The sequence below is a fragment of the Deinococcus fonticola genome (assembly GCF_004634215.1).
Taxonomy (GTDB): Bacteria; Deinococcota; Deinococci; order Deinococcales; family Deinococcaceae; genus Deinococcus; species Deinococcus fonticola.
Genome location: NZ_SMMH01000018.1, coordinates 1 through 21,289, shown reverse-complemented (window position 1 = coordinate 21,289; position 21,289 = coordinate 1). Strand labels below are relative to the sequence as shown.

Below are 21,289 nucleotides of genomic sequence, written 5' to 3'. Positions count from 1 at the left end.
CATAAAAGCTGCGCCTCCCCAGCTTCTTGAGTAAAGCCCCCTGCGCAGGTGTTCAGCCTAGACTCTGGGCATGATCGTGAAGTACGGCGGGAATGCCATGAAGAACCTGGAGTTGCGGCGCGCGGTGGCCGCGGACATCGCGGCGCTGCGGGCGTCCATGCCCGTGGTGGTGGTGCATGGGGGCGGCCCGGTCATAGAGCGCGAGCTGGCGGCCCGCCACATCCCCAGCGAATTCAGAACCGGCCTGCGCGTTACCTCCCCGGAGGCCATGGACGTGGTGGAGATGGCGCTGGGTCAACTGAACAAGCAGCTCTCGCAGGACATCGGGCAGGCGCTAGGCCTGATGGGCCGCGACGCCCAGCTCCTGCAGGCGGAGGTGCTCGACCCGGAGCTGGGCCGGGTGGGCCGTGTGACCCAGGTGAACGCCGAATTGATTCGCACGCTGCTGGGCGCGGGGCTGACCCCGGTGATCGGCAGTGTGGCGGTCGGCCCGGACGGCGCGGCCCTGAACGTGAACGCCGATACCGCGGCCGGCGCGGTGGCGGGCGCGCTGGGGCAAGGCATCGTTTTCCTCACGGATGTGGACGGCGTGTACCGCCACTACCCGGATCCCGAGAGCCGCGCCGCCACGCTGTCCCGCGCCGAGGTGCAGGGCGGACTGGCGGAAGGCTGGATTGCGGGGGGCATGATTCCCAAGGTGCAGGCGGCGCTGGACGCCCTGGAGCGCGGCGCTCCGCACGCCACCATCGCCAGCGGGATGCACGCGGGGGTGCTGGCGCAGGCCGCGCGGGGCCAGGCCGGCACGCGAATCACGCCGTAAAGCGCAGAGGCTTGACCTTTAGAATAAGCGCCTGGCCTTTCCACCCTGGTGACCTCGTCAGCCGCTTCAGACCGCTGGTCAGGCCACGGGTCTCTCGCCGCCGCGCTGCCGAAGTGACGGCGGCGGCTTCGGGCTTTTCGGGTGGAGGGAACCCATGACGAACACCATAACTTTTAACGTACGGCACACGCACCAGTTGACGCAGCCGCAGATCGGGGCGCTGCGAACCCTGCTGGATGTGGTCTACGAGGGCGAATTCAGCCCCGAAGACTGGGATCATGCGCTGGGCGGCTTACACACGCTGGCCTGGCAGGGCGCTCAGGTCATCGGCCACGCGGCGGTGGTGCAGCGGGCCGTTCTGGTCGGCAACCAGCCTTACCGCGCAGGCTATCTGGAGGCCATGGGCGTGCACCCCGACTGGCAACGGCGCGGCGTGGGCCGGCAACTCATGCGCCGCGTGAACACGCAGGTAGAGCACGGGTACGATCTGGGGCTGCTGTCCCCCAGCGACGAGGGCCGCCCCCTGTATGCCGGGACGGGCTGGCTGGACTGGCTCGGGGAACGGCGGAGTTTCACACCCGGGGGCGTTACGCCCACGCCGGACGAGGAGGTCATGGTGTATGGCCGCGCTGACCTCGGCCTTGACCTGACCCAGCCGCTGACGTGCGACTACCGCTCGGGAGACGTGTGGTGAGCGGCCCGCCAACCTTAAGTGCGTCCTGACCCTCCTCTAAAACAAAGGGCCGCCAGGTGCACGAGACTGGGCGGGTCTTGAAGGAGGCCGTCAGTTATGGACGAAGGAAAACCAGTCAGCACGCCCGCCACGCGGGACACCACCACGGGCAGCGCCACCGAGACGCACGGCGCGAACACCAACCTGGACCCCAACATGCAGGGCGGGCCGGTCAGTGGCGCGGATCAGGCGGCCACGCGCGAGGTCGAAGAACAGAAGACCGAGCAGGGCGTCCCTGCCGGCACCCAGCCCACCCAGGAGCGTTAGGGGGCCCACTTGCGGGGCGCGGCAGGCTGTCCCGGCGTTAATCTGGTTTGGGGAAGGCTTCACCCGGCGCGGTGAACGGGCAGCCTAGACTGAATCGACGGAGGAAAAAACAAATGACGAACAACAACATGACCGGCAACATGGATCAAACCCGCCTGATGAACGGCGCGGCGGGCGGCGCACTGATCCTGATGGGCCTGAAGAAACGCGGCTTTCTGGGCCTGCTGATGACTGGCGCGGGCGGCTACCTGGCCTACAAGGCCGCCACCGGCAATGACCCCGTGATGGCCGCCGCCGGCCTGAGCGGCAATGCCAGCGCGGCCAAACCCATTTTCGTGGAGCACAGCGTCGTGATCGACCGGCCCGCGCAGCAGGTGTACGACTACTGGCGCAAACTGGAAAACCTGCCGCAGATCATGAGCCACCTGGAAAGCGTCACCGCGCTGGACGACAAGCGCAGCCGCTGGGTGGCCAAGGCCCCGCTGGGCACGCACGTCGAGTGGGAAGCCGAGATCGTGAACGACAAGCCCGGCGAGCGCATCGGCTGGCACAGCCTGCCCGGCGCGACCGTGGACAACGCTGGCAGCGTGCAGTTCGAAAGCCTTGAGGGCGGCAAGACCCGCATTCATGTGGCCCTGAGTTACCGTCCGCCGGCTGGCCCGCTGGGCGCGGCCGTGGCCAAACTGTTCGGCGAGGAACCCAGCCAGCAGATCGCCGAGGATCTCCAGAAATTCAAGACGGCCTTTGAAGGCGCCAACCCGCGCTGAACCGGCTTAACCATGAAGGGCGGCTCCAGGTGGGCCGCCTTTCTCGTTATTTCAGGAGGTCATGAACCAGCTAAGGTCTTAGTCGCTAATGGGGATGCTGATAGTGCAGCTTTTGGGCGCTTGACCGGGGCGGCAAAGGAAAACAGCGGCGGTGCCCATCAGTCAGCCGAGCGACCTGGCACGTTTTCGAGCTGCCGGAACGCAAAAAACCTGCTCCGTGAACCGCTGCTCAGCCCTGCTCCACCACGGTCAGGGAGCGCAGCGTTTTGCCCTGATGCCAGCCGAGCTGCGGGGTTTGCAGGCCCAGCACGTCGGCAATGGCCTGGCCTTCGGCGGGGGTGGGTTCACCTTCCAGTTTGAACAGCAGGAACTTGCGCCCGCCCGGCGCGATACGGATGAAGAGATCCTCGCCGATTTCCAGCTGTTGCGTGCGGCTCAGTTTAACGGCGCGGCCCTGCGCATGTTTCAGCGCGTCCCGGATGGCGACCGTGAAGGTGGGGGGAATCATCTGGCCCTCAGGCCGCTGAGCAGCATGTCCGCGAAGCCGTCGGCCACATCGCGCGGCGTCAGGGTGCCCTGCGGGTGAAACCAGGTGTAGGTCCAGTTGACGGTGGAAAGGATGAGCAGGGCAGCCATCTTCACGTCCAGATCGGGGCGGAACAGGCCCGTGCGCATGCCTTCGGTCACCAGGTCGCGGTAGAAGTGGTCGATGCTGTCGCGCCAGCCGGTCACGCGGGTGTACGCTTCGGGCGAAAGGTGCTTCCACTCGTGAAAAAAGACGGTGGCGCTGTCCATGTTGTCGGCCACCACCAGAATGTGGCGGTGCATGGCCTCGCGCAGCTTCTCGTCGGCGGGCAGGTTCACGTCCCGCAGGCTCAGCAGCGCCTCGTCGAACTGCTGGCTGGCGCGGTTGACGATCTGCACCAGCAGGTCTTCCTTGCCGCTGATGTGCGCGTACAGGCTGCCGCCCTGCATGCCCAGTTCGCCGGCCAGTTCACGCATGCTGGTGGCGTGATACCCGCGCTCGGAGAACAGGCGGCTGGCGACCTCATGAATCTGCTCGCGGCGGGGCTGTTCCCGTCTGGGCAGCTCGCGCTTGGGTTTGGGCGTGGTGTCAGGCATAAGAATGAGGGGCAGGCACGACCCTGCTTGGCGTTAAAAGCTAGCCTAGCACGCGGCTCAGCGTACACTCGGGTGAATGACACGAACGGACGCGCTGGTGATCGGGGCAGGCATCCTGGGGGCAGCGTGCGCTTACCGCCTGGCGCAGCGCGGCCTGCGCGTGCAGGTGCTGGAGGCGCAGGACAGTCCCGCGCTGGGGTCTTCGGGGCGCAGCGCGGCGGGGGTGCGCACGCAGTTCAACACGCCCACCAACATCTTGCTGTCGCTGCATAGCATCCAGGAGTACCGTCAGATGCCGGAAGCCGAGTTCAGGGCCATCGGCTACCTGCTGCTGGTGCCGCCGGAGCGGTGGCCCGCGCACCGGGCCGGCGTGGCGCGGCAACGCGAACTGGGCGCCCCCACGGCCATCCTGAGCCCCACGGAAGCGCAGCAGGTGCTGGAGTTCGATCCGGCGGGCATCGAGGCCTGCACCTTCGGGGCGCAGGACGGGGTGGTCGACCCGCACGGAGTGACCTTCGGGTTTCTGCGGCGGGCGCGCGAAGAGGGCGCAGCGCTGCACACCGGCACGCCCGTCACCGCCCTGAAGCGCATAAATGGCCTGTGGCAGGTGCAGACCCCCGCCGGGGTGTTCGAGGCCCCGCTGCTGATCAACACCTGCGGCGCCTGGGCGGGCGAACTGGCGCGGCTGGCCGGGTTCGAGCTGCCGGTGTGGCCGGGCAGGCGCATGGTGTACACGACGGGGCCGCTGAAGACCCCGCGCCGGGTGCCCATGACCTTCGACCTGAGCAGCGGCGTGTGGCTGCGCTCGGAGGGCGAGCGCCTGCTGATCGGCCGCGCCAACGAGGCCGACACCGGCTGGCGCGAGGGCCTGGACTGGGACTGGCTGGAACACACCCTGCTGCCCGCCCTGGAGCGTTTTCCCTGGTTGCAGGAAGCGGGCCTGGACCGGGGCGCAAGCTGGTGGGGCTACTACGAACTCACACCCGACGAGATGCCCATTCTGGGCCGCATGCCGCACCTCGACGGCTGGCTGAACGCCTGCGGATTCAGCGGCCACGGCGTCATGCAGGCCGCCGCTGTGGGGCGCGTCATCGCGCAGGAGGCGCTGGGAGAAACGCCTTTTATCGACATCGACCCACTGCGTTTCGAGCGCTTCACCCGCCCCGAACTGGCGCAGAAAGATATTCAGGTGTAGAGCAGGTCTCCGAATTCCGGGAGGTGTGGAAGAGTACCCCAGAGCGCTTCATTCTTCGTCCTGCCCATCTGAATTCACTTGCTCTACTCGGACAAAAAGCATTCCGCTCTTATGTCAAATGCTCTAGAGACGCACGGCCGCGCGCCCGGCTCAATCTCCCAGGGCCTTGCCGTTCAGGGTGGGGGTGCCGTCCTTGAAATCCAGCACGGTACGGAGCTGGTCGCCCTGCTTCACGACGTATCCCTGCTCGATCATGGGTTGCAGGGTGCCGCCCAGGTTCGCCAGGCGGCCGCCGAACAGCCCCAGCAGTTCAGTGAGGGCCTGCTCGCTGGCGCCGGCTTCCAGGTGAATGTCGGCCATGGTCGCCAGAACGGCGGGCTGGTCGGTCAGCAACTCAAGCTGCTGGGCGGTCATGGTCGCCATTCTGGGGGCGCTGGCCTGCCCGGTCAGCAGGATTTCACCGCCCGGCTGCGTGAGGCTCAGGCGATCCAGGGTCAAGCGTGGGCTGTCCTTCAGCAGGGCCAGCATGTCCTGGCCGAGTTGCTTCTCCTGCGCGGGCGTCAGGTCAGGGGTGCGGGCCGCCTGGGTGCTATTTCCCTGAGTGCTGGCCCGCTGCATTTCATTGACCAGCCCCAGCAGGCGGTTCAGGGGTTCGCGGGCCAGGTGGCGCACGCCCAGGTGCAGCTGCACGTTCTTCAGGTTCTTGTCCGCAAAGGCCAGTTCACCGATGGTGTATTTCACCACGCCGTCATAGTGCTCAGGATCGCTGAGGCGCGAGTCCCCGCTGACCTCCATATTATTCAGGCGCACGGTTTGCCCCGCCGAAGTGAACTTCATGCTGGCGATCTTAAAAGTGGACGTGCCGGTGCCCAGTTGATCCTGCTCGTTTTGCCTGTGGGTGCTGCCCCTCAGGGTAACGGCCCCCAGTTCGCCTTGACCGTCGGCGCCGGTGATCTTCAGGCCGGGCCAGGTCAGGTTCGTGGTGGTGGTCTGGCCGCTGACCGCCACGTCGCCTTGCAGGGCCTGCCAGGTCATGGTCGAGCCGTCCTCGGTGACGCGGCCGCCCGGCACTTCAATCCGGGTGCTGGTGTCGCCGCCCAGCCCGATCAGGGTACGAATGGTGGGTTTTTTGCCGGCAAAGGCCCGCTCGAACTGCGCCTGAGTCTGCGCGTCCGCGAAGCGAATGTCCGTGTCCACGATGGCCTGCCCGACGCCCCGCATCCCCGGAAACGGCCCGTGCTTGATGTGGTTCGTGACCAGCAGTTGCACGGGTTTCCCGGCGTCCTCCGGGGCGATGTTCACGGTCATGGTCTGGGTGCTGCTGGCAAACCCCTTCTGGTACCCCGTCTGCTGCGCGGTGACCACGCCGGAAGCGTTCAGCGAGGACGTCAGTTTCTGCGCGAATTCTTCGGTGGTCTGCTGCGTGCGGCCGGAAAACACGGCGGTGGCGCCCGCCACGGCTCCGGCAGTGACCACGGCGCTCAGCAGCACGGCGGGCAGTGGGGAGCGGCGTTTCTGGGCGGGGCGGACGGTGTTTGGTCGGCTCATGACTTTTTCCTCCTGGAGCGGCGAGACAGGGCCAGACGGGCCTAGATTCTCTGCCCTGACCATACGGGAGGCGCGGCGCGAACATGACCAAGTTTGTGGAACACCTGGAATTCCCACCGTGCTGGACAGCGCAGAACGCCCTATTGGGACGCCCTCCCTGTCCCCACACGAGAGGACTTTTCTTCCACAGCGTCCCACCCCACAAATCCCCCGTTCAATCAGACCGAAGGCCGTCGGGCGCGTAGCGCACGGGCCTTACGCCACGAACCCGGACGTTCAAAATATTCGGCCCTGCTGCCCTAAACAACGTTCCAGAGCCAACAGACGCCCACGTCCCACCCCTGCCCAGTGCAACGTAAGCTCCCCCCGTCCCTCTGGGATGGGGGGGCTGGGGGGGTGGGCAACTCCCGGCAGCAAAACAAAAACCCGACCTGAACCCAACGTCCAGGCCGGAACGAACCTTTTCCTCAGTGGTTCAGGACGGTACGATCCCCCGTGACCCAGTAGCGCACGCGTTCGGACACGTTCTCCATGTGGTCACCGATGCGCTCGAGGCTGCGGCCCACGCGCATAAGGGTCAGCGCCTTGCTGATGTTGCGGGGGTCTTCGAGCATGTAGGTGACGAGTTCACGCTGCACCTGCTCGTAGAGGGCGTCGACCTCGTCGTCCATTTCGACGGTAGCCTCGGCGCGGGTCACGTCGCGGTCGGCCAGGGCGGTGCGGAGGTTCTGGCTCATTTCGGTGAGGCGCTGAAGCATGCGGTCGAGGTTCACGTACTTTTTGAGGGCGGGGGCCTGGGCCAGTTCCACGCCGTCCTCGGCGACGTGCACGGCGTAGTCGCCCATGCGCTCGATGTCGGAGAGGCTCTTGAGGATCAGGGCCACCATGCGCAGGTCACGGGCGACGGGCTGGTACAGGGCGATGATGCGCAGGCATTCGGCTTCGATCTGGGCTTCCTGGGCGTCGACTTCACGGTCGATGGCCTGGATTTCGCCCAGGCGTTCCTGCTGGCCGTGCAGCAGGATGTCGGCGGCGACGGGCAGCATGCGTTCGACGGTGCCCAGCATGTTGAGTGCGCCGTTCAGAACGGCTCTGAGGTCTTGTTCCAGGGCTTCGCGCATGTCGTGTAGTCTCCTTGAGGTCAAATCTGGGTGGAAAGTGCCTTCCTGGGGGCAGGAAAAAGTCAGGGCCTGGCTGGGGGGAGGTTGAGGGTCAGGCTTCACGGCCCAGTCCGGCAACGCCCGGCAGGGTGAAACAGAAGGCGTTGCAGTCGCCCTGGCGTTCCACCCAGGTCTGTCCGCCCCAGCCCTGAACGATGCTGCGGACGATGTACAGGCCCATGCCGCTGCCCTGGCCGGTGGCGGTGCGCCCACGCGTGTGGGCCTGGAAGAGGGTTTCGGTGTCGCCGATGGGGGCGCCGTGGTCGAGGACGGCCACCTCGACCCAGGTGCCGCGCACGGCGGTGGTGACCTCGACGGGCTGGCCGGCCGGGCCATATTTGAGGGCGTTTTCGATCAGGTTGAGGAGAACCTGCAGGAGTTTGTCCGGGTCAGCGCGAACGAGATAGTCCTGCCCGAAGGTGAGGGTGGCCCCCTGCGCGGTGAGTTCGTGGCCCAGGAGCCGTTCGGCACGGGCGAAGGTTTCGGCCAGCGGCAGGGTGCGGGCACGGGTGGGGCGGAACCCCACCGCGAGATCCTCGACGAGGCGGGCGAGGCGTTCGACTTCCATGAGGCCCTGGCGCACGAAGTTCTGCGCGAGGTCGGCAGGCATGTCGTATTCGAGCGCTTCCAGAACGCCACGCAGGGCCGTCACGGGCGTGCGGAATTCGTGCGAGAGGACGGCGGCGGCTTCGCGCAGTTCGGCTTCGCGGCGGCGGTAATCGGTAACGTCCTCGACGATCAGGGCACTGACCACGTCGTCGTGCGTGGCGGTGCAGCGCAGGGTGCGCCCGGTGACTTCCAGTTCCATTTCCCCGCCGCGTTCCAGCAGGGTTTCCAGGGTATGGCGGCGCACGACTTCCAGCACCGGCCTGTTTTCGGCGCGTTCCTGCGGGACGCCCCAGAGGCGCACGGCGGCGGCATTCACGCGCGTGACCACGCCGTTACGGGTGAGCAGGATGGCCTGGGGCAGGGCGTCGATCCACGTGTCATCAAAGCGTTCAGGGAGTTTCGTGACGGGCATCACGTCATATCATCCTCCGTCCAGGCCCGCATGCGGTAACCCTTGCCGCGCACGGTTTCCAGGAAGGCGGGGCGGCTGGGTTCGTCTTCCAGATGAGCGCGCAGTTGCGTGACATGCTGATCCACGGTGCGTTCTCCACCCAGGAAATCCGCGCCCCACACCCGGTCGAGCAGTTCGGTGCGGGAGTACACGCGCCCGACGTTCTGGGTCATGAAGGCCAGCAGGTCGAATTCCCGGCGGGTGAGGTTGAGGCGGCGGCTCCCGACTTTCGCTTCGGCGGCGCTGATGTCGATGTTGAGGGGGCCATTGCTCATGGTTTGTGGCGCGTCCGGCTGGGTGCGGCGCAGCAGGGCGCGCACGCGGGCCACGAGTTCGGCGGCGCTGAAGGGTTTGGTGAGGTAATCGTCCGCGCCGGTTTCCAGGCCCTCGACCCGCTCGGCCTCGGCGGCGCGGGCGGTGAGCATCAGCACCGGCAGGCGGCGCAGTTCCGGCTCGGAGCGCACCCGGCGCAGGAAGCTCAGGCCGCTCTCGCCCGGCAGCATCCAGTCGAGCACCAGCACGTCGGCGCTGTGCAGGGCGTCTTCGGTGCCACGGGTCGATTCGAAGGCGGTGACGCGCAGCCCAGCACGCTCCAGGTGAAAGCGCAGCACCTCCCGCACTGTGCTTTCGTCTTCAATTACAACCACATGGCTCATCGCCTTCCATTCTGATGGGCCACGTCAGGCGAATGTCAGGCCATAGCAAGACAGGCGGTCAGTAGGAGGTGAGCCGGGGGACTCTTTGGGCTGCGCAAGGGTTGGCGGGACTCAGGCGAGGTCCGGGACGTACCCCTCTACTTCCCGCAGCAGGTCGCGGGCGGTCAGGTCGAGGCGCACCGGGGTGACGCTCACGTAGCCCGCCTGCACCGCGCCGTAATCGGTTTCAAGGTCGTGCGCGTCCTCGGCGCGGCTGGTACCGGCGACCCAGTGGTACTCGCGCCCCTCCGGGTCGATACGCGTGACGATGCTGTCCTCCCAGCGGTGCTCACCGACGCGCGTGACCCGCACACCTTTCGCGTCGCCGTGCGGAAAGTTCACGTTCAGCAGCGTGCGCCGGGGCAGGCCGCGCTCCAGTACCTTTAAGGCCAGGTTCGCCGCGAACGCCGCGCCAGCCGCAAAATTGTACTCGCCGTCCGCGCCGCTCTGCTGGCTGAAGGCGATGCTGGGCACCCCCAGTGCCATGCCCTCGATGGCCGCCGCAACCGTGCCGGAGTGCGTCAGGTCATCGCCCAGGTTCGGGCCGATGTTGATGCCGCTGACCACCAGATCGGGCTGCCCCAGCAGGTGATAGCCCAGCACCACGCAATCGGCAGGCGTGCCATCCACGCGGTATGCGGGAACATTCCCGAAGCCCGCCGAGGCCGTGTGCTTGAAACGCAGCGGGCGGCGAATGGTGATGCCGTGGCCCACCGCCGACTGCTCCACGTCCGGCGCGACCACCACCACGTCCGCCACCTCCGCCAGCGCCAGCCCCAGCGCCTTGATACCCGGTGAAAAAATGCCGTCGTCATTCGCCACCAGCACCCGTTTGCGTTTCGCTGTCATGGCCGTCAGGTTAACGCCCAGAGGAGTGCCGCAGGGGAGCGCGGAAACCGTAAGGCCCCACAAGCGGCAAAGGCAGGCGTCAGGGGGCGCCTTCACGGTGGGCTGCGTTTCGTCGCTTTTCTGTCCCGGCCGAGCGCGTAGACTTCCCCCGTGTCTTTTCCGGCTCTCGATCCTGTGGTGCGGCATCTGTACGTGCATGTGCCGTTCTGCCCGAGCATCTGCCCGTACTGTGATTTTCATGTGTTGACGCGCCGGGCCGGCCTGGTGGAAGCGTACCTGGCGAAGCTGGCCGGGGAAGCCGCGCGCCTGGCCGACACTTTCGACATCGACCTGGACACGGTTTACGTGGGTGGCGGCACCCCCAGTTTCCTGCGGGACACGGAGATCACGCAGCTGACAGACACGGTGCGCCGCTTCCTCGGCTGGGGCCGGGTGGAGAACACGCTGGAGATCAACCCCGGAACAGTCAATGCGTCACGGGCAGACCTGTGGCGGGGTGTGGGGTTCGACCGGGCGTCCGTGGGGGTACAGAGCCTGGACGACCCCACGCTGAAGTTTCTGGGCCGCACGCACAGCGCCGGGCAGGCGCGTGAAGCCATCGGCACACTGCTGGGGCGCGGGTTCCGGGTCAGTGGCGACCTGATCACGGCGGTGCCAGGGCAACCGCTGGACGCCGACATTCACGGCCTGGTGGGGCTGGGCGTGGGCCACGTGAGCGCCTACACGCTGACCATCGAACCCGGAACGGAATTTGCCCGGCGCGGCGTGACCGTGCACGAGGACGATGAACAGGCAGGCTTTGAACGCACCGAGGAACTGCTGACCGCCCACGGCTTCATGCGCTACGAAATCAGCAATTACGCGCGGCCCGGCCAGGAATCCCGGCACAACCTGGCCTACTGGCACGGGCGCACGTACCTGGCTCTGGGGCCAGGAGCCGCCGGGCACTACCCGGCAACGGCGGCCTGGCCCGGCCCCCACCCCCCCCTGACCCTGCGCCGCACCAATCCGCACCTGCACGAATGGCTGGCCGGCGAAGAGGGGGAAAATCTGCCGATAGATGCGGTGGAGTACGTTACGGACGCGCTGTTTATGGGCCTGCGCCTGCGCTCCGGGATTGATCTGAGTGACCTGTCGAGGCGCAGTGGCCTGGATGTGCTGGACAGGTACGGCCCGGTTATTCAGCGCAACGTGCAGCGCGGCCTGCTGGTGCAGGAAGGCACGAACTTGCGGGCCACGCCTGCCGGGTGGTGGGTGCTCAACCGCGTGGTCACGGAATTTCTGGAAGCTTGATAGAGGTGATCCGTTACGGCGCCTGCTGGTCGGGATCTACCGTAACGCCCTCACTGTTCAGCCGGAATTCTTATGACCGGAATTCTTATGAAGGGTCTCTCTGCCGCGGGCGAAGGTGCCCTTAACCCTCCTGCCATACCCGGCTGACAACTGGCTTCTAGGGTAGGGGCATGACCACTTTGAAAGAAATCATGACGAAAGACCTGACGACGGTTGACGGCAAGACGACTTTGCGCGAAGTGGCGCAGAAAATGAAAACCGAGGACATCGGCAACGTGCTGATCATGGACGGCGACACCCTGGTAGGCATCGTGACCGACCGGGACATCGTGGTGCGCGCGGTGGCAGACGGTAAAGACACGAATGCGCCCGTAAGCGAATTTGCCACGCGGGACGTGTTCACCATGCCCTGCAAGACCACCGTGGAGGAAGCCGCCAGAGCCATGGCCGAGAAGCAGTTGCGCCGCTTGCCCGTGACCGACACGGAGACCGGCAACATCGGGGGCATCGTCAGTCTGGCCGACCTGTCTACCCGTACAAGCGGAAACGCGGATCAGAAGGCACTGGAAGGCATCAGCCAGCCTGGTTGAACCCCGGCCCTTTCTTCATAGCCCCCAGGGTGGGGCTTTTTTCGTGCCGTAAAGTGACCGTAAGGTGAACAGGCCAGTGAATCCGAAGAGTGAAACCGATGAGTGAAGTGGCACAGAAGGTACAGCCGCTGGACTGGCAGCGCATGTTCATCGGGGACACGGACGCGCTGTTCCTGCTGGAAATCGCGCTGCGCACCAGCATTATTTTCCTGTGGCTGCTGTTTCTGCTGCGCGTCACCGGCAAGCGCGGGCTGGCGCAACTCAGTCCGCTGGAACTGGCTATCGTGATCGGGCTGGGGTCGGCGGCGGGCGACCCGATGTTCTACCCGGAAGTGCCGCTGCTGCACGCCATGCTGGTGCTGGCACTGGTGGTGGGGTTGCAGCGTCTGCTGGCACACTTCGTGATTCACAATGAAACGATTGAAACCTTTGTGGAAGGCACGCCGGTCGAGCTGGTGCGTGACGGCGTGATGCTGCACCGGGGGCTGGAACGCGCCAAACTCAGCCGGGAAGACCTGTTCGAGTCGCTGCGGGCCGAGCACGTGCGGCAACTGGGACAGGTGCAGCGCGCTTACTTCGAGCAGGACGGGCACCTCTCGGTCTTTCTTTACCCAGACGGGAAAGCCCCACCGGGCCTGCCGGTGGTGCCACCGTGGGATCTGGAACTGCCGGCCCCGGCCTCGCCCGGCCACCCCGGCCCGCTGGCCTGCCTGAACTGCGGGCGCGTGCAGGAGGCGGCCGGAACCTGTGCCTGCGGCGAGCACCACTGGGTAGCCGCCACCACCGACCCGCTGGCCTGAAGCCCCGTCAGGGTCAAAGGCGGCGACGCAGCAGCATCATACCGCCCACCATCAGGAAGCTCAGGGCCGGAAACCACTGGCCCGCCTGCTCGGGACTCAAGCCCACCACGCGGCCCAGGGCGAAGAAAAAGGCGAAGCACGTCCCGAACACCCACCAGATCACCGAGTTCGGAAGGTACCCGCGCCTGCGGGAGCCGCGCCAGCCCACCACGCCTGCCAGTACCAGGGAGACGCTCACCCCGGCCAGCGCGGGAGCCTGCGCGAACAGATTCCCCAGGAGGCTCAAGACCCCCAGGGTCACGAACAGGCCACCTTGGGGAAAAGAACGGAGAGTCGTCGGCTGAGCGTGCATGTCTTTCATGGCTTCAGTCTGCCGAAGGGCCGCTTTTCTTCGTAGTGCCGGGTGTCAGGCGAATCAGGTGACAGGTGTCATACCACGCGAAGAAACGGGAACACTGAAGCCCTCACCGAGGTCAGTGTTCCCGTTTAGCTGGGCAAGTTTCAGGACTGCAAATCGCGCAACTGCTGGTAAAGCTCCTTCTCCCGGTCACTCAGGGTTTTCGGAACCGTCAGGTTCAGGCGAACGTACAGGTCGCCGTGGCCGCCCCCTTTTTTCGGCCAGCCCTGCCCGCGCAGGCGCATCTTACGCCCGCCGCTGCTGCCCGCCGGGATGCTCAGGTTCCCGGTCGTTCCGCCCAGCGTGCGAACCTTCACGTCCCCGCCCAGCGCGGCCACCGGTGCGGGCACGTCCACCGAGGTGGTCAGGTCGTCACCCTCCAGCTCGAAGTTCGCGTCCTCCAGCACCCGGATGGTCAGCAGGACATCTCCCCCGCCTGGCCCCTGGCCCGCCAGGCGCAGCCGCGCTCCGTCGCGCGTGCCCGCCGGAACCCGCAGACTCAGGCGCTTGCCGTCCACGTTGATCACTTCGTCGGAACCGTGGTAAGCCTCGGCCAGCGTGACCTGCAACTCGCCTTCCACGTTCTGCACGAAGCGCCGCGACTGCCCCGCCCCGCCCAGGCCCCCCAGCAAGTCCTCCAGGTTCACCTGACCGCCGCCGGGAAACCCCGCGCCCCCGGCCCCCGGCATCCCACCGAAGTTGGTCGACACGCCGCCGCGCCGCCCGGCTCCGCCCTGGGCCGCCCGCCCGAACAAATCCTGGAAGAAATCACTGAACTGACTGCCGTCGAACCCGCCGAAATCCCCGCCCTGGAAGCCCCCGGTGTCGTACCCCGGCGGCACCTGCCCGGTGTGCCCGAACTGGTCGTACACCTTGCGTTTCTCGGGGTCGTTCAGCACCGCGTAGGCTTCGCCGATCTCCTTGAACTTGTCGGCGGCCTTCTCGTCCCCCTGGTTCTTGTCGGGGTGATACTGCTTGGCCAGCTTGCGGTAGGCGGATTTGATGTCCGCGTCAGACGCGCCGCGGGACACGCCCAGCACGTCGTAATAGTCCTTGTAAGCCATGTGAACCTCCCTGCGGTCGGGGTGTGAACGTCAAAACGTCTGAAGGTCTAAACGCTGAAAATCACGGTTCCACTCGACGCCGCGACTTCTCGACCGGTTCCGGTGTGAGCCTCTGAATCGCCGCCTTCAAGCCGTAAGCCTGCGCGATCTGTAACGCAGTACGGCCCTGAGCGTCCCGGAGTTCCGGTTTCGCGCCGTGCGCCAGCAGCAAGTCCAGCACGTCCATTCGCGGGGCGCGGGTGTGAGTGCGGTACGCCTGACCCTCCACGTCCACGGTGTGCATCAGCGGCGGCCAGAAGCGCGTGCCGTTCACGTCTGCGCCGCGCTTCACCAGTTCCGCCAGGAAACCGATTTCGTCGTCGCCTGCGCCCAGGTGCAATTTTTCGATGGTCAGGTTAATGAGCGGCATGGTCTCCGAGTCGGGCCAGAAATTCACGTCCTGCACCGCCGCCAGGATGGGCAGGAAGTACAGGCGCAGGTTCTCGGCGTTCTGCGGCACGTGCCGCAGCATCCAGCCCAGGCCCGCGTGCAGTTTGCTCTGGCTCACGCCCGCCGTGTTGACAGGCTGCCCGCGCTTCACGGCCTCGATCACCGGGTTGGCGTCCTCACGGTGCAGGAGCTTGACATACTCGCCTTCCACCTGCTCCCGCGCCCACGGCGTTTTGCGAAGAAACTTCAGGCTGCTCGTCACACTGGGATTCGATTGGAAACACTTGACTGGGACGCGGTGGGCCAGTTCGTCCCAGCCGTACTCGTCGAAAAGATGCGTGACGATGCGTTCCAAAGTGACGCCGTGCAGGGGGTCAGACATGGTGACCTCCCTTGTCAGTCGAAAGGTCAAGGAGTCGAGGGGTCGAGAAAAGCCCCACACGCCTCGACTTCTCGACTTCTGGACTCCTCGACCCCTTCACCACTTACCCCTTGCGGCTCACCACGACCCGCGCCGGGCGCACCAGCCGGTCGCCCATCTTGAAGCCGAGCTGGTAACACTGCACGATCACTTCGTCCTCGTCGCCGGGCACGACCTGAATGGCTTCGTGCCACTGCGGGTCGAAGGTCTCGCCTTCACGTCCGGTGGCTTCCAGACCCAGGGTGGCAAAAATGCTCAGGACTTTACTCTGCACGGCCTGCACGCCGGGAATCAGTTTGGCGGGGTCGTCCACGCCTGCGGTTAGGGCGCGTTCCACGTCGTCGTACACGGGCATCAGGGCTTCGGCGGCTTTGCTGACCCCTTTGCCTTCGGCTTCGGCGGTCTCGATTCCGGTGCGGTTGCGGTAGCCCTCGAAGTCAGCGGCCAGGCGGCCCAGGCGGTTTTTCAGGTCGGCGTTTTCCTTCTCCAGTTCGTCGGCCTTCTGGAGTTTGCCCATCATCTCCTGCACCTGCCCCAGCATGCCGGCATCCATTAAATCGGCATCCATGTCGGGGAAGCCCTCGGGCATCTGGAAGTCGGCGTCCTCGTCCATGTTGTCCGTTTCGGCGACGGGTTCGGCGTCGAATTTGATGTTCTCGTTCTCGGGTTGGCCGTTTTTCTTGTTGTCGTCGGTCATTTTGTTTCCTCGCTTCCAGAACATTGCCCACCATTATGGGCGCTGAAGCATAAGGGAGAGGGGGCTGTGAACCGTCCTCTCCCCTACTGGGTTTTGGTTTTACCCTACCGTTTCGCTAAAAGGGGGTTACTCCGCGGGTTTGAAGTCGGCGTCGATCACGTCGTCGTCGGCTTTGGGTTGGCTTTGGACCTGTCCCTGTCCGGCGTCCGCCTGGCCTTGCCCGGCCTGCTGCTGGGCGGTCATGAAGGTGCGCAGTTCTTCTTCCAGTTTCTTCTGGGCGTCGGCGATCTTGGTGTCGTCGTCGCTGCGGACGGCTTCTTCGGCCTCGTCGGCGGCGGCTTTCAGTTTGTCCTTGGCGTCCTGGGCGGCACCCTCGTTTTCCTCGATCTGCTGGATGGCCTGCACGCGGAGGCTGTCGAGCTGGTTGCGCTTCTCGACTTTTTCCTTGCGGGTCTTGTCGGCGGCGGCGTTCTGCTCGGCTTCCTTCACCATGCGCTCGACGTCGCTCTTGTCGAGGGTGGTGGTGTTCTCGATGCGGATGCTGCTTTCCTTGCCGCTGGTTTTTTCCTTTGCGGTGACGTGCAGAATACCGTTGGCGTCGATGTCGAAGGTCACTTCGATCTGGGGCTGTCCGGCCCGCATGGGGGGAATGCCTTCGAGTTTGAAGCGGCCCAGGCTCTTGTTGTCGCTGGCCATGGGGCGTTCGCCTTGCAGGACGTTGATTTCCACGCCGGGCTGGTTGTTCTCGGCGGTGGTGTAGATCTCGGTCTTCTTGGCGGGGACGGTGGTGTTGCGGGTGATCATGGGGGCGATCATGCCGCCCTTGACTTCCACGCCCAGGGTCAGCGGGGTCACGTCGACCAGCACGATGTCGCCCAGGCTGGCGTCGCCCTGGATGATCCCGGCCTGCACGGCGGCACCGAGGGCCACGGCTTCGTCGGGGTTGACCGACTCGTTGGGGGTCTTCTTGGTGATTTCCTGCACGATGCGCTTGACCGCCGGAATGCGGGTGCTGCCGCCCACCAGGATCACTTCGTCAATCTTGCTGGCGTCCAGTTTCGCGTCGCTGAGGGCCTGCTCGACGGGCTTACGCACGCGGCGCAGCAGGTCGGCGGTCAGTTCCTCGAACTTGGCGCGGGTCAGGGTGCGCTCCAGGTGCATGGGGGTGCGCGTTTCCGGGTCGAAGGTGATGAAGGGCAGCGAGATGGTGGTCTCGGAGGCGTTCGACAGGTCGATCTTGGCCTTTTCAGCCGCTTCGATGAGGCGTTGCAGGGCCTGCTTGTCCTTGCGCAGGTCGAAGTTGTGCTCCTTCTGGAACTCCTCGGCCAGCCAATCCACGATGCGGTGGTCGAAGTCCGCGCCGCCCAGGTGGGTGTCGCCGGCGGTGGATTTCACTTCGAACACGCCGTCGCCCAGTTCCAGGATGGTCACGTCGAACGTGCCGCCCCCCAGGTCGAACACCAGCACAGTTTCGTTGCCTTTCTTCTCCAGGCCGTAGGCCAGGGCCGCGGCGGTGGGTTCGTTGATAACGCGCAGCACGTTCAGGCCGGCAATTTCCCCGGCTTGCTTGGTGGCTTCGCGCTGGCTGTTGTCGAAGTACGCGGGCACGGTAATCACCGCGTCGGTGATTTTCTGACCCAGTTTGGCGCTGGCGTCGGCGACCATTTTGCGCAGGACTTCGGCGCTGACCTGCTCGGGGGCCAGATCCTGGCCGTTCACGGTGATGCGCACGCTGCCGCCGGGGCCTTCCTTCACGGTGAAGGGGCTGCGTCCGGCTTCTTCTTTCACTTCGTCCCAGCGGCGGCCGATGAAGCGCTTGACTTCAAACAGGGTCGCGGCGGGGTTCAGGGCGGCCTGACGGCGGGCGATCTGCCCGACCAGACGCTCGTCACCTTTGTAGGCGACGACACTGGGGGTGGTACGGCCACCTTCAGCGTTCACGATAACTTCGGGGCGTCCGCCTTCCATGACGGCGATGACGGAGTTGGTGGTGCCGAGGTCGATTCCAACAGCTTTAGCCATGAGTTGACTCCTCTGTGTATGGGGATTTGCAGCCGTTGTAGGCAGCAGTCTTAAACAGGAAGTATCATACGACCACAATCCAGAAGAGTCAATAGACTTGAGCGTATTAGACTCAAGTTTGATGTTGAGGGAATGTTAATGTGCCGGTCAGCCCGCGCGCCGCCATCCAGAAGCCTGAGGGGGCACATGCGCCGTCCCTTCTATACCCTTTCCAGTGGCAGGTGCTGAAGTCTCGATGTGGTCTGCACTTCAGACCTGTTCAGCGTGCAACTTCGGAGCGTAGACCGCGTAATGTCAGTCAGGCACGTTACGATCAGCAGCAGTTCAAGAACACCTCGCCCCCAGGAGGAACCGGCATGAACGACACCCCAATGACAACCGTTCAACAACGCAAGAAACTCAAGAGGCCCGCCGAAGCCATCGGGGGACTCCTGATCGGGATGACCGCCATTTCCCTGATTTTCGGTAATGCCTTCGTGGCGTTCACACTCTTTGCCGTGGTGGCGGCTTTCTTTGTGCTGGCAGGGATGAGTGGCGATTTCAGATGGCGGCTTCAGGCGTTCTTGCAATCGCGCGAAGCCCGCAGCGGCCTGGGCCTGGTGGTCGGTGCGCTGGCGCTGGTGGGCATTTTCGGCAACGCTTTCCTGATGACCGTGGTGATTCTGCTGGCGGGCCTGGCGATCTTGCTGCTGAGCCGGGGCCACCAGGTTCCGCTGCACGAGATGCCCCAGTGGAACGACGCAGCCGACCCGCACCCGGCCCCCCAGGCCTTACCCACCGAGGCGCAGGGCGAGAAAATCTCCGAACTGGACGTGCGGGCGCTGTGCCGTGGTCTGCCGCCCATGCAGGCCGGGCAGGTCATGGCTGCCGTGGAGGAACTGGAACTGGCGATGGTGGAAGCCGAACGGCGTGGCAACGTGAAAGCGGCGTTCGATGCCCGTCAGGCGCTGACGGATTACCTGCCCGGCACGGTGGAAGCCTGGAAAGCGCAGCGCCCCGAAGACCAGAATGTCAGCGAGTTGAACCGTGCTCTTGAGGAAGTCCGCGCCATTGCAGGCAGTTCCGATGGTTCAGCGCAGCGTCGCGCCTGGGAAACACAGCAGCGGTTTCTGCGCTCGCGCACGGACGCGAATCCTGGTCTCCTGCCGGCAGATCAGGAAAAACGCTGACGGTCAAAGTCGGGCCCCGACCGCCTGCAACTGCGCGTAAACCCCATTCCCCTGCATGAGTTGGTCGTGCGTGCCTTCCTCGGCAATGCCGTTCTCGGTCAGAACGACGATTCTCTGGGCGTTCCGCACGGTGCTCAGGCGGTGGGCGATGACGAGGGTGGTGCGATGCGCTGCCAGCCTCTCCAGTGACTCCTGCACCACTCGCTCGGATTCGTTGTCGAGTGCGCTGGTGGCCTCGTCGAAAATGAGGATGCTGGGGTCTTTCAGGAACACGCGAGCAATGCTGAGGCGTTGTTTTTGCCCGCCGGACAGTTTCACGCCGCGCTGACCGATGTCCGTATCGTACCCGCCCGGCAGGGCCGTAATGAACTCGTGCGCTCCGGCCTGCTTCGCCGCCTGGATAATTTCCGTTTCCGTGGCGTCGGGTCTGCCGTACCTGATGTTCTCCATGACCGTGCCGGAGAACAAATACACGTCCTGTTGCACCACGCCGATGCTGCGCCGCAAGGACTCTAGCGTGATGTTACAAATGGGCGTGCCATCCAGGCAGACTTCGCCGTCCGTCACCTCGTAGAAGCGGGGAATCAGGGCGCACAGCGTGCTTTTGCCCACGCCGGACGTGCCCACCAGCGCCACGAACTCGCCCGACCTGATGTTCAGGTTGATGTTCCTGAGCACCGGGCGGGGCGTGCCGGGGTACTGGAACGACACGTCACGGAACTCGATGTCACCACGCGGTTTCTGAATGATCCTTGCGTCCGGGGCGTCTATGATGTCCGGCTGGATCAGCATCAACTCGCGGAAACGCTGGAAGCCCGTCACGCCCTCCTGCAAAAGCCGCGCCAGATTCACGAAACGGCGAATGGGTTCCATCAGGATGCCCACGCACATCAGGTAAGTCACCAGTTCCGGCAGGGTCAAACTGTCGCGCAGAATGTACAGCCCGCCGAACACCAGCACGGCGATACTCATCAGTTGCGTGAACAGTGTCATGCCCTGGTAGAAGTAAGCCTCGGCACGGTACTCCATGCGGCGGCTGTTCACGAATCGCTGGTTTTCACCGTTGAAACGGCCCTGTTCCAGCTTTTCGCCCGCGAAGGACTGCACCACGCGAATGCCCGCCAGGGTATCCTCGACCTGGGCGTTCACGTCCGCAATGCGGGCGCGACTTTGCAGCAGGGCGCGGTTCAACCTGATGTTGAAGTAAATGGCGTAAGCGGCCATGAACGGCAGAAAGGCGAACAGCAGCAGCGTCAGGGCCGGGTTCAGGTTCAGCAGGATCACGAACACGCCTGTGAACAGCAGCACGGCAATGAACAGGTCTTCCGGGCCGTGATGAGCCAGTTCCCCGACATCAAACAGGTCATTGGTGACGCGGCTCATGAGTTGCCCGGTACGGCGCGAATCAAAGAATGCGAAAGATTGCTTTTGCAGGTGCGCGAACAGATCACGGCGCATGTCGCGCTCGATGAACGTGCCCATCATGTGGCCCTGGTAGTCCACGAAGGTATTCGCGGCAATTTGCACGGCCAGCAGGCCCAGCATGAACACGCCCACGCGCACCAGTTGCCCCCACGCTTCCGGGCCGGGGTTGTCCAGCACAGTGCGTGTGACATACCCGGCGCACAGCGGGTAAATGAGCAGAATGCCTGCCACCACGCTGGCGCACAGCAGGTCGATGAACAGCGTCAGGCGGTAAGGGCGGTAGTAGAAGAGGAAAGTGTTAAGCGGGGAATTCAAAACAGGATGCTCCAGGAAACGCGGCGGGCTGCACGTCCACGCGGGTTTCCCGGCACAACCTGTTCAGTTTTAAGCTGCAAGCAACACGTCTAGGGAATCGCATGAAACGTCGGAACCTCCGCGAGAGAAGGCGTAAACGGGGGGAAGGCAGGGGTGTCTCATGCTGAACTCCTTTGCATGCAGCTTAAACGGCCACCGGCCGGCCAACATGCGCCGAATGGCTTACAACTCTCTTTTCTTTCAAGATAAAAAGCGTCTGACCGGGCCTTTTGTCACTGTCGAAGATTAGGAAAGAAGAATATGGTTTTCATATAAAGCGGTTTTACGGCGATTAGGGGTTGACAACGAAGGGCGGAGGTGCGAAGCGTAAGTTGTAGGCGGCAACGATGAGGGCCACCTTCAAGCGTAAGGCCGTCCAGGTTTTCACCTGCCCCCAACGCAATCCGCGCCC

The 21,289-nt window shown here is 64.8% G+C and carries 22 protein-coding genes; 9 read left to right on the top strand and 13 right to left on the bottom strand.

Annotated features, from left to right (window positions below; all coding sequences use genetic code 11):
• Positions 1-70: 70 nt before the first annotated feature.
• The 4 genes from argB to E5Z01_RS11650 all read left to right on the top strand — a co-directional run bounded on the left by argB (position 71) and on the right by E5Z01_RS11650 (position 2,587).
• The gene (gene argB / locus E5Z01_RS11665) at positions 71-820 is read left to right on the top strand and encodes an acetylglutamate kinase (protein ID WP_135229520.1); all 750 of its coding nucleotides are present in this window, start codon (positions 71-73) and stop codon (positions 818-820) included.
• A 154-nt stretch (positions 821-974) separates the two neighbouring features.
• The gene (locus E5Z01_RS11660; protein ID WP_135229519.1) at positions 975-1,514 is read left to right on the top strand and encodes a GNAT family N-acetyltransferase; all 540 of its coding nucleotides are present in this window, start codon (positions 975-977) and stop codon (positions 1,512-1,514) included.
• A 96-nt stretch (positions 1,515-1,610) separates the two neighbouring features.
• On the top strand, positions 1,611-1,820 hold the full coding sequence (locus E5Z01_RS11655; protein ID WP_119764696.1) for a hypothetical protein: 210 nt from the start codon (positions 1,611-1,613) through the stop codon (positions 1,818-1,820).
• Positions 1,821-1,933: 113 nt separating this feature from the next.
• Positions 1,934-2,587 (top strand): SRPBCC family protein, encoded by a 654-nt coding sequence (locus E5Z01_RS11650; RefSeq protein ID WP_119764694.1) that lies wholly within the window; start codon positions 1,934-1,936, stop codon positions 2,585-2,587.
• Between the two features lie 229 nt (positions 2,588-2,816).
• On the opposite strand, the gene E5Z01_RS11645 is transcribed toward E5Z01_RS11650, so the two are convergent.
• Positions 2,817-3,095 (bottom strand): hypothetical protein, encoded by a 279-nt coding sequence (locus E5Z01_RS11645; RefSeq protein ID WP_135229518.1) that lies wholly within the window; start codon positions 3,093-3,095, stop codon positions 2,817-2,819.
• The gene (locus tag E5Z01_RS11640) at positions 3,092-3,709 is read right to left on the bottom strand and encodes a TetR/AcrR family transcriptional regulator (RefSeq protein ID WP_119764689.1); all 618 of its coding nucleotides are present in this window, start codon (positions 3,707-3,709) and stop codon (positions 3,092-3,094) included. Before E5Z01_RS11640 ends, E5Z01_RS11645 begins: the two co-directional genes overlap by 4 nt.
• 76 nt (positions 3,710-3,785) lie before the next feature.
• Here E5Z01_RS11640 and E5Z01_RS11635 point away from each other — a divergent pair, with 76 nt between their 5' ends.
• Positions 3,786-4,904, top strand: a complete 1,119-nt coding sequence (locus E5Z01_RS11635; protein ID WP_119764687.1) for an NAD(P)/FAD-dependent oxidoreductase — start codon at positions 3,786-3,788, stop codon at positions 4,902-4,904.
• A gap of 150 nt (positions 4,905-5,054) precedes the next feature.
• On the opposite strand, the gene E5Z01_RS11625 is transcribed toward E5Z01_RS11635, so the two are convergent.
• The 5 genes from E5Z01_RS11625 to surE form a co-directional block, all read right to left on the bottom strand.
• Positions 5,055-6,452: a YdgA family protein gene (locus tag E5Z01_RS11625; protein ID WP_167757889.1), complete on the bottom strand. Its 1,398-nt coding sequence runs from the start codon at positions 6,450-6,452 to the stop codon at positions 5,055-5,057.
• A gap of 467 nt (positions 6,453-6,919) precedes the next feature.
• Positions 6,920-7,573 (bottom strand): phosphate signaling complex protein PhoU, encoded by a 654-nt coding sequence (phoU, locus tag E5Z01_RS11620; RefSeq protein ID WP_135229515.1) that lies wholly within the window; start codon positions 7,571-7,573, stop codon positions 6,920-6,922.
• Between the two features lie 91 nt (positions 7,574-7,664).
• Positions 7,665-8,633: a sensor histidine kinase gene (locus tag E5Z01_RS11615; protein WP_135229514.1), complete on the bottom strand. Its 969-nt coding sequence runs from the start codon at positions 8,631-8,633 to the stop codon at positions 7,665-7,667.
• A complete protein-coding gene (locus tag E5Z01_RS11610) occupies positions 8,633-9,328 on the bottom strand; it encodes a winged helix-turn-helix domain-containing protein (protein ID WP_135229513.1) in 696 nt (231 codons plus the stop codon). The genes E5Z01_RS11615 and E5Z01_RS11610 overlap by 1 nt, the downstream gene beginning before the upstream one ends.
• Before the next feature lie 111 nt (positions 9,329-9,439).
• The gene (gene surE / locus E5Z01_RS11605) at positions 9,440-10,216 is read right to left on the bottom strand and encodes a 5'/3'-nucleotidase SurE (RefSeq protein ID WP_135229512.1); all 777 of its coding nucleotides are present in this window, start codon (positions 10,214-10,216) and stop codon (positions 9,440-9,442) included.
• 150 nt (positions 10,217-10,366) lie between these two features.
• On the opposite strand from surE, the gene hemW reads away from it, so the two are divergent.
• The 3 genes from hemW (at position 10,367) to E5Z01_RS11590 (ending at position 12,899) form a co-directional block, all read left to right on the top strand.
• Positions 10,367-11,509, top strand: a complete 1,143-nt coding sequence (gene hemW / locus E5Z01_RS11600) for a radical SAM family heme chaperone HemW (RefSeq protein WP_240738332.1) — start codon at positions 10,367-10,369, stop codon at positions 11,507-11,509.
• A gap of 170 nt (positions 11,510-11,679) precedes the next feature.
• On the top strand, positions 11,680-12,099 hold the full coding sequence (locus E5Z01_RS11595; protein ID WP_135229511.1) for a CBS domain-containing protein: 420 nt from the start codon (positions 11,680-11,682) through the stop codon (positions 12,097-12,099).
• Between the two features lie 98 nt (positions 12,100-12,197).
• Positions 12,198-12,899 carry a DUF421 domain-containing protein gene (locus E5Z01_RS11590; RefSeq protein ID WP_135229510.1) on the top strand — a complete coding sequence of 234 codons (702 nt, stop codon included), beginning with the start codon at positions 12,198-12,200 and terminating at the stop codon, positions 12,897-12,899.
• 13 nt (positions 12,900-12,912) lie between these two features.
• Here the strand turns inward: E5Z01_RS11590 and E5Z01_RS11585 are convergent, their stop codons facing one another.
• The 5 genes from E5Z01_RS11585 to dnaK all read right to left on the bottom strand — a co-directional run bounded on the left by E5Z01_RS11585 (position 12,913) and on the right by dnaK (position 17,929).
• The gene (locus E5Z01_RS11585; RefSeq protein ID WP_135229509.1) at positions 12,913-13,260 is read right to left on the bottom strand and encodes a hypothetical protein; all 348 of its coding nucleotides are present in this window, start codon (positions 13,258-13,260) and stop codon (positions 12,913-12,915) included.
• 140 nt (positions 13,261-13,400) lie between these two features.
• Entirely contained in the window at positions 13,401-14,360 is a 960-nt protein-coding gene (locus E5Z01_RS11580; RefSeq protein WP_135229508.1) for a DnaJ C-terminal domain-containing protein, read from the bottom strand.
• A 61-nt stretch (positions 14,361-14,421) separates the two neighbouring features.
• Positions 14,422-15,171, bottom strand: a complete 750-nt coding sequence (locus E5Z01_RS11575; RefSeq protein WP_135229507.1) for a VF530 family DNA-binding protein — start codon at positions 15,169-15,171, stop codon at positions 14,422-14,424.
• Between the two features lie 103 nt (positions 15,172-15,274).
• The gene (locus tag E5Z01_RS11570; protein ID WP_135229506.1) at positions 15,275-15,907 is read right to left on the bottom strand and encodes a nucleotide exchange factor GrpE; all 633 of its coding nucleotides are present in this window, start codon (positions 15,905-15,907) and stop codon (positions 15,275-15,277) included.
• A gap of 126 nt (positions 15,908-16,033) precedes the next feature.
• Positions 16,034-17,929 (bottom strand): molecular chaperone DnaK, encoded by a 1,896-nt coding sequence (gene dnaK, locus E5Z01_RS11565; RefSeq protein WP_135229505.1) that lies wholly within the window; start codon positions 17,927-17,929, stop codon positions 16,034-16,036.
• Between the two features lie 356 nt (positions 17,930-18,285).
• Between dnaK and E5Z01_RS11560 the strand changes: the two genes are divergently transcribed.
• Positions 18,286-19,098 (top strand): hypothetical protein, encoded by an 813-nt coding sequence (locus E5Z01_RS11560; RefSeq protein WP_135229504.1) that lies wholly within the window; start codon positions 18,286-18,288, stop codon positions 19,096-19,098.
• A gap of 3 nt (positions 19,099-19,101) precedes the next feature.
• Here E5Z01_RS11560 and E5Z01_RS11555 read toward each other — a convergent pair whose 3' ends face one another.
• Complete coding sequence (locus E5Z01_RS11555) at positions 19,102-20,838, bottom strand: ABC transporter ATP-binding protein (protein WP_135229503.1); 1,737 nt, start codon at positions 20,836-20,838, stop codon at positions 19,102-19,104.
• Positions 20,839-21,289 lie beyond the last annotated feature (451 nt).

Bases quoted from the DNA above. Each gene is read 5' to 3' on its own strand.
- argB (WP_135229520.1), top strand. From the start codon at position 71: ATGATCGTGAAGTACGGCGGGAATGCCATGAAGAACCTGGAGTTGCGG.
- E5Z01_RS11660 (WP_135229519.1), top strand. From the start codon at position 975: ATGACGAACACCATAACTTTTAACGTACGGCACACGCACCAGTTGACG.
- E5Z01_RS11655 (WP_119764696.1), top strand. From the start codon at position 1,611: ATGGACGAAGGAAAACCAGTCAGCACGCCCGCCACGCGGGACACCACC.
- E5Z01_RS11650 (WP_119764694.1), top strand. From the start codon at position 1,934: ATGACGAACAACAACATGACCGGCAACATGGATCAAACCCGCCTGATG.
- E5Z01_RS11645 (WP_135229518.1), bottom strand. From the start codon at position 3,095: ATGATTCCCCCCACCTTCACGGTCGCCATCCGGGACGCGCTGAAACAT.
- E5Z01_RS11640 (WP_119764689.1), bottom strand. From the start codon at position 3,709: ATGCCTGACACCACGCCCAAACCCAAGCGCGAGCTGCCCAGACGGGAA.
- E5Z01_RS11635 (WP_119764687.1), top strand. From the start codon at position 3,786: ATGACACGAACGGACGCGCTGGTGATCGGGGCAGGCATCCTGGGGGCA.
- E5Z01_RS11625 (WP_167757889.1), bottom strand. From the start codon at position 6,452: ATGAGCCGACCAAACACCGTCCGCCCCGCCCAGAAACGCCGCTCCCCA.
- phoU (WP_135229515.1), bottom strand. From the start codon at position 7,573: ATGCGCGAAGCCCTGGAACAAGACCTCAGAGCCGTTCTGAACGGCGCA.
- E5Z01_RS11615 (WP_135229514.1), bottom strand. From the start codon at position 8,633: ATGCCCGTCACGAAACTCCCTGAACGCTTTGATGACACGTGGATCGAC.
- E5Z01_RS11610 (WP_135229513.1), bottom strand. From the start codon at position 9,328: ATGAGCCATGTGGTTGTAATTGAAGACGAAAGCACAGTGCGGGAGGTG.
- surE (WP_135229512.1), bottom strand. From the start codon at position 10,216: ATGACAGCGAAACGCAAACGGGTGCTGGTGGCGAATGACGACGGCATT.
- E5Z01_RS11595 (WP_135229511.1), top strand. From the start codon at position 11,680: ATGACCACTTTGAAAGAAATCATGACGAAAGACCTGACGACGGTTGAC.
- E5Z01_RS11590 (WP_135229510.1), top strand. From the start codon at position 12,198: ATGAGTGAAGTGGCACAGAAGGTACAGCCGCTGGACTGGCAGCGCATG.
- E5Z01_RS11585 (WP_135229509.1), bottom strand. From the start codon at position 13,260: ATGAAAGACATGCACGCTCAGCCGACGACTCTCCGTTCTTTTCCCCAA.
- E5Z01_RS11580 (WP_135229508.1), bottom strand. From the start codon at position 14,360: ATGGCTTACAAGGACTATTACGACGTGCTGGGCGTGTCCCGCGGCGCG.
- E5Z01_RS11575 (WP_135229507.1), bottom strand. From the start codon at position 15,171: ATGTCTGACCCCCTGCACGGCGTCACTTTGGAACGCATCGTCACGCAT.
- E5Z01_RS11570 (WP_135229506.1), bottom strand. From the start codon at position 15,907: ATGACCGACGACAACAAGAAAAACGGCCAACCCGAGAACGAGAACATC.
- dnaK (WP_135229505.1), bottom strand. From the start codon at position 17,929: ATGGCTAAAGCTGTTGGAATCGACCTCGGCACCACCAACTCCGTCATC.
- E5Z01_RS11560 (WP_135229504.1), top strand. From the start codon at position 18,286: ATGAACGACACCCCAATGACAACCGTTCAACAACGCAAGAAACTCAAG.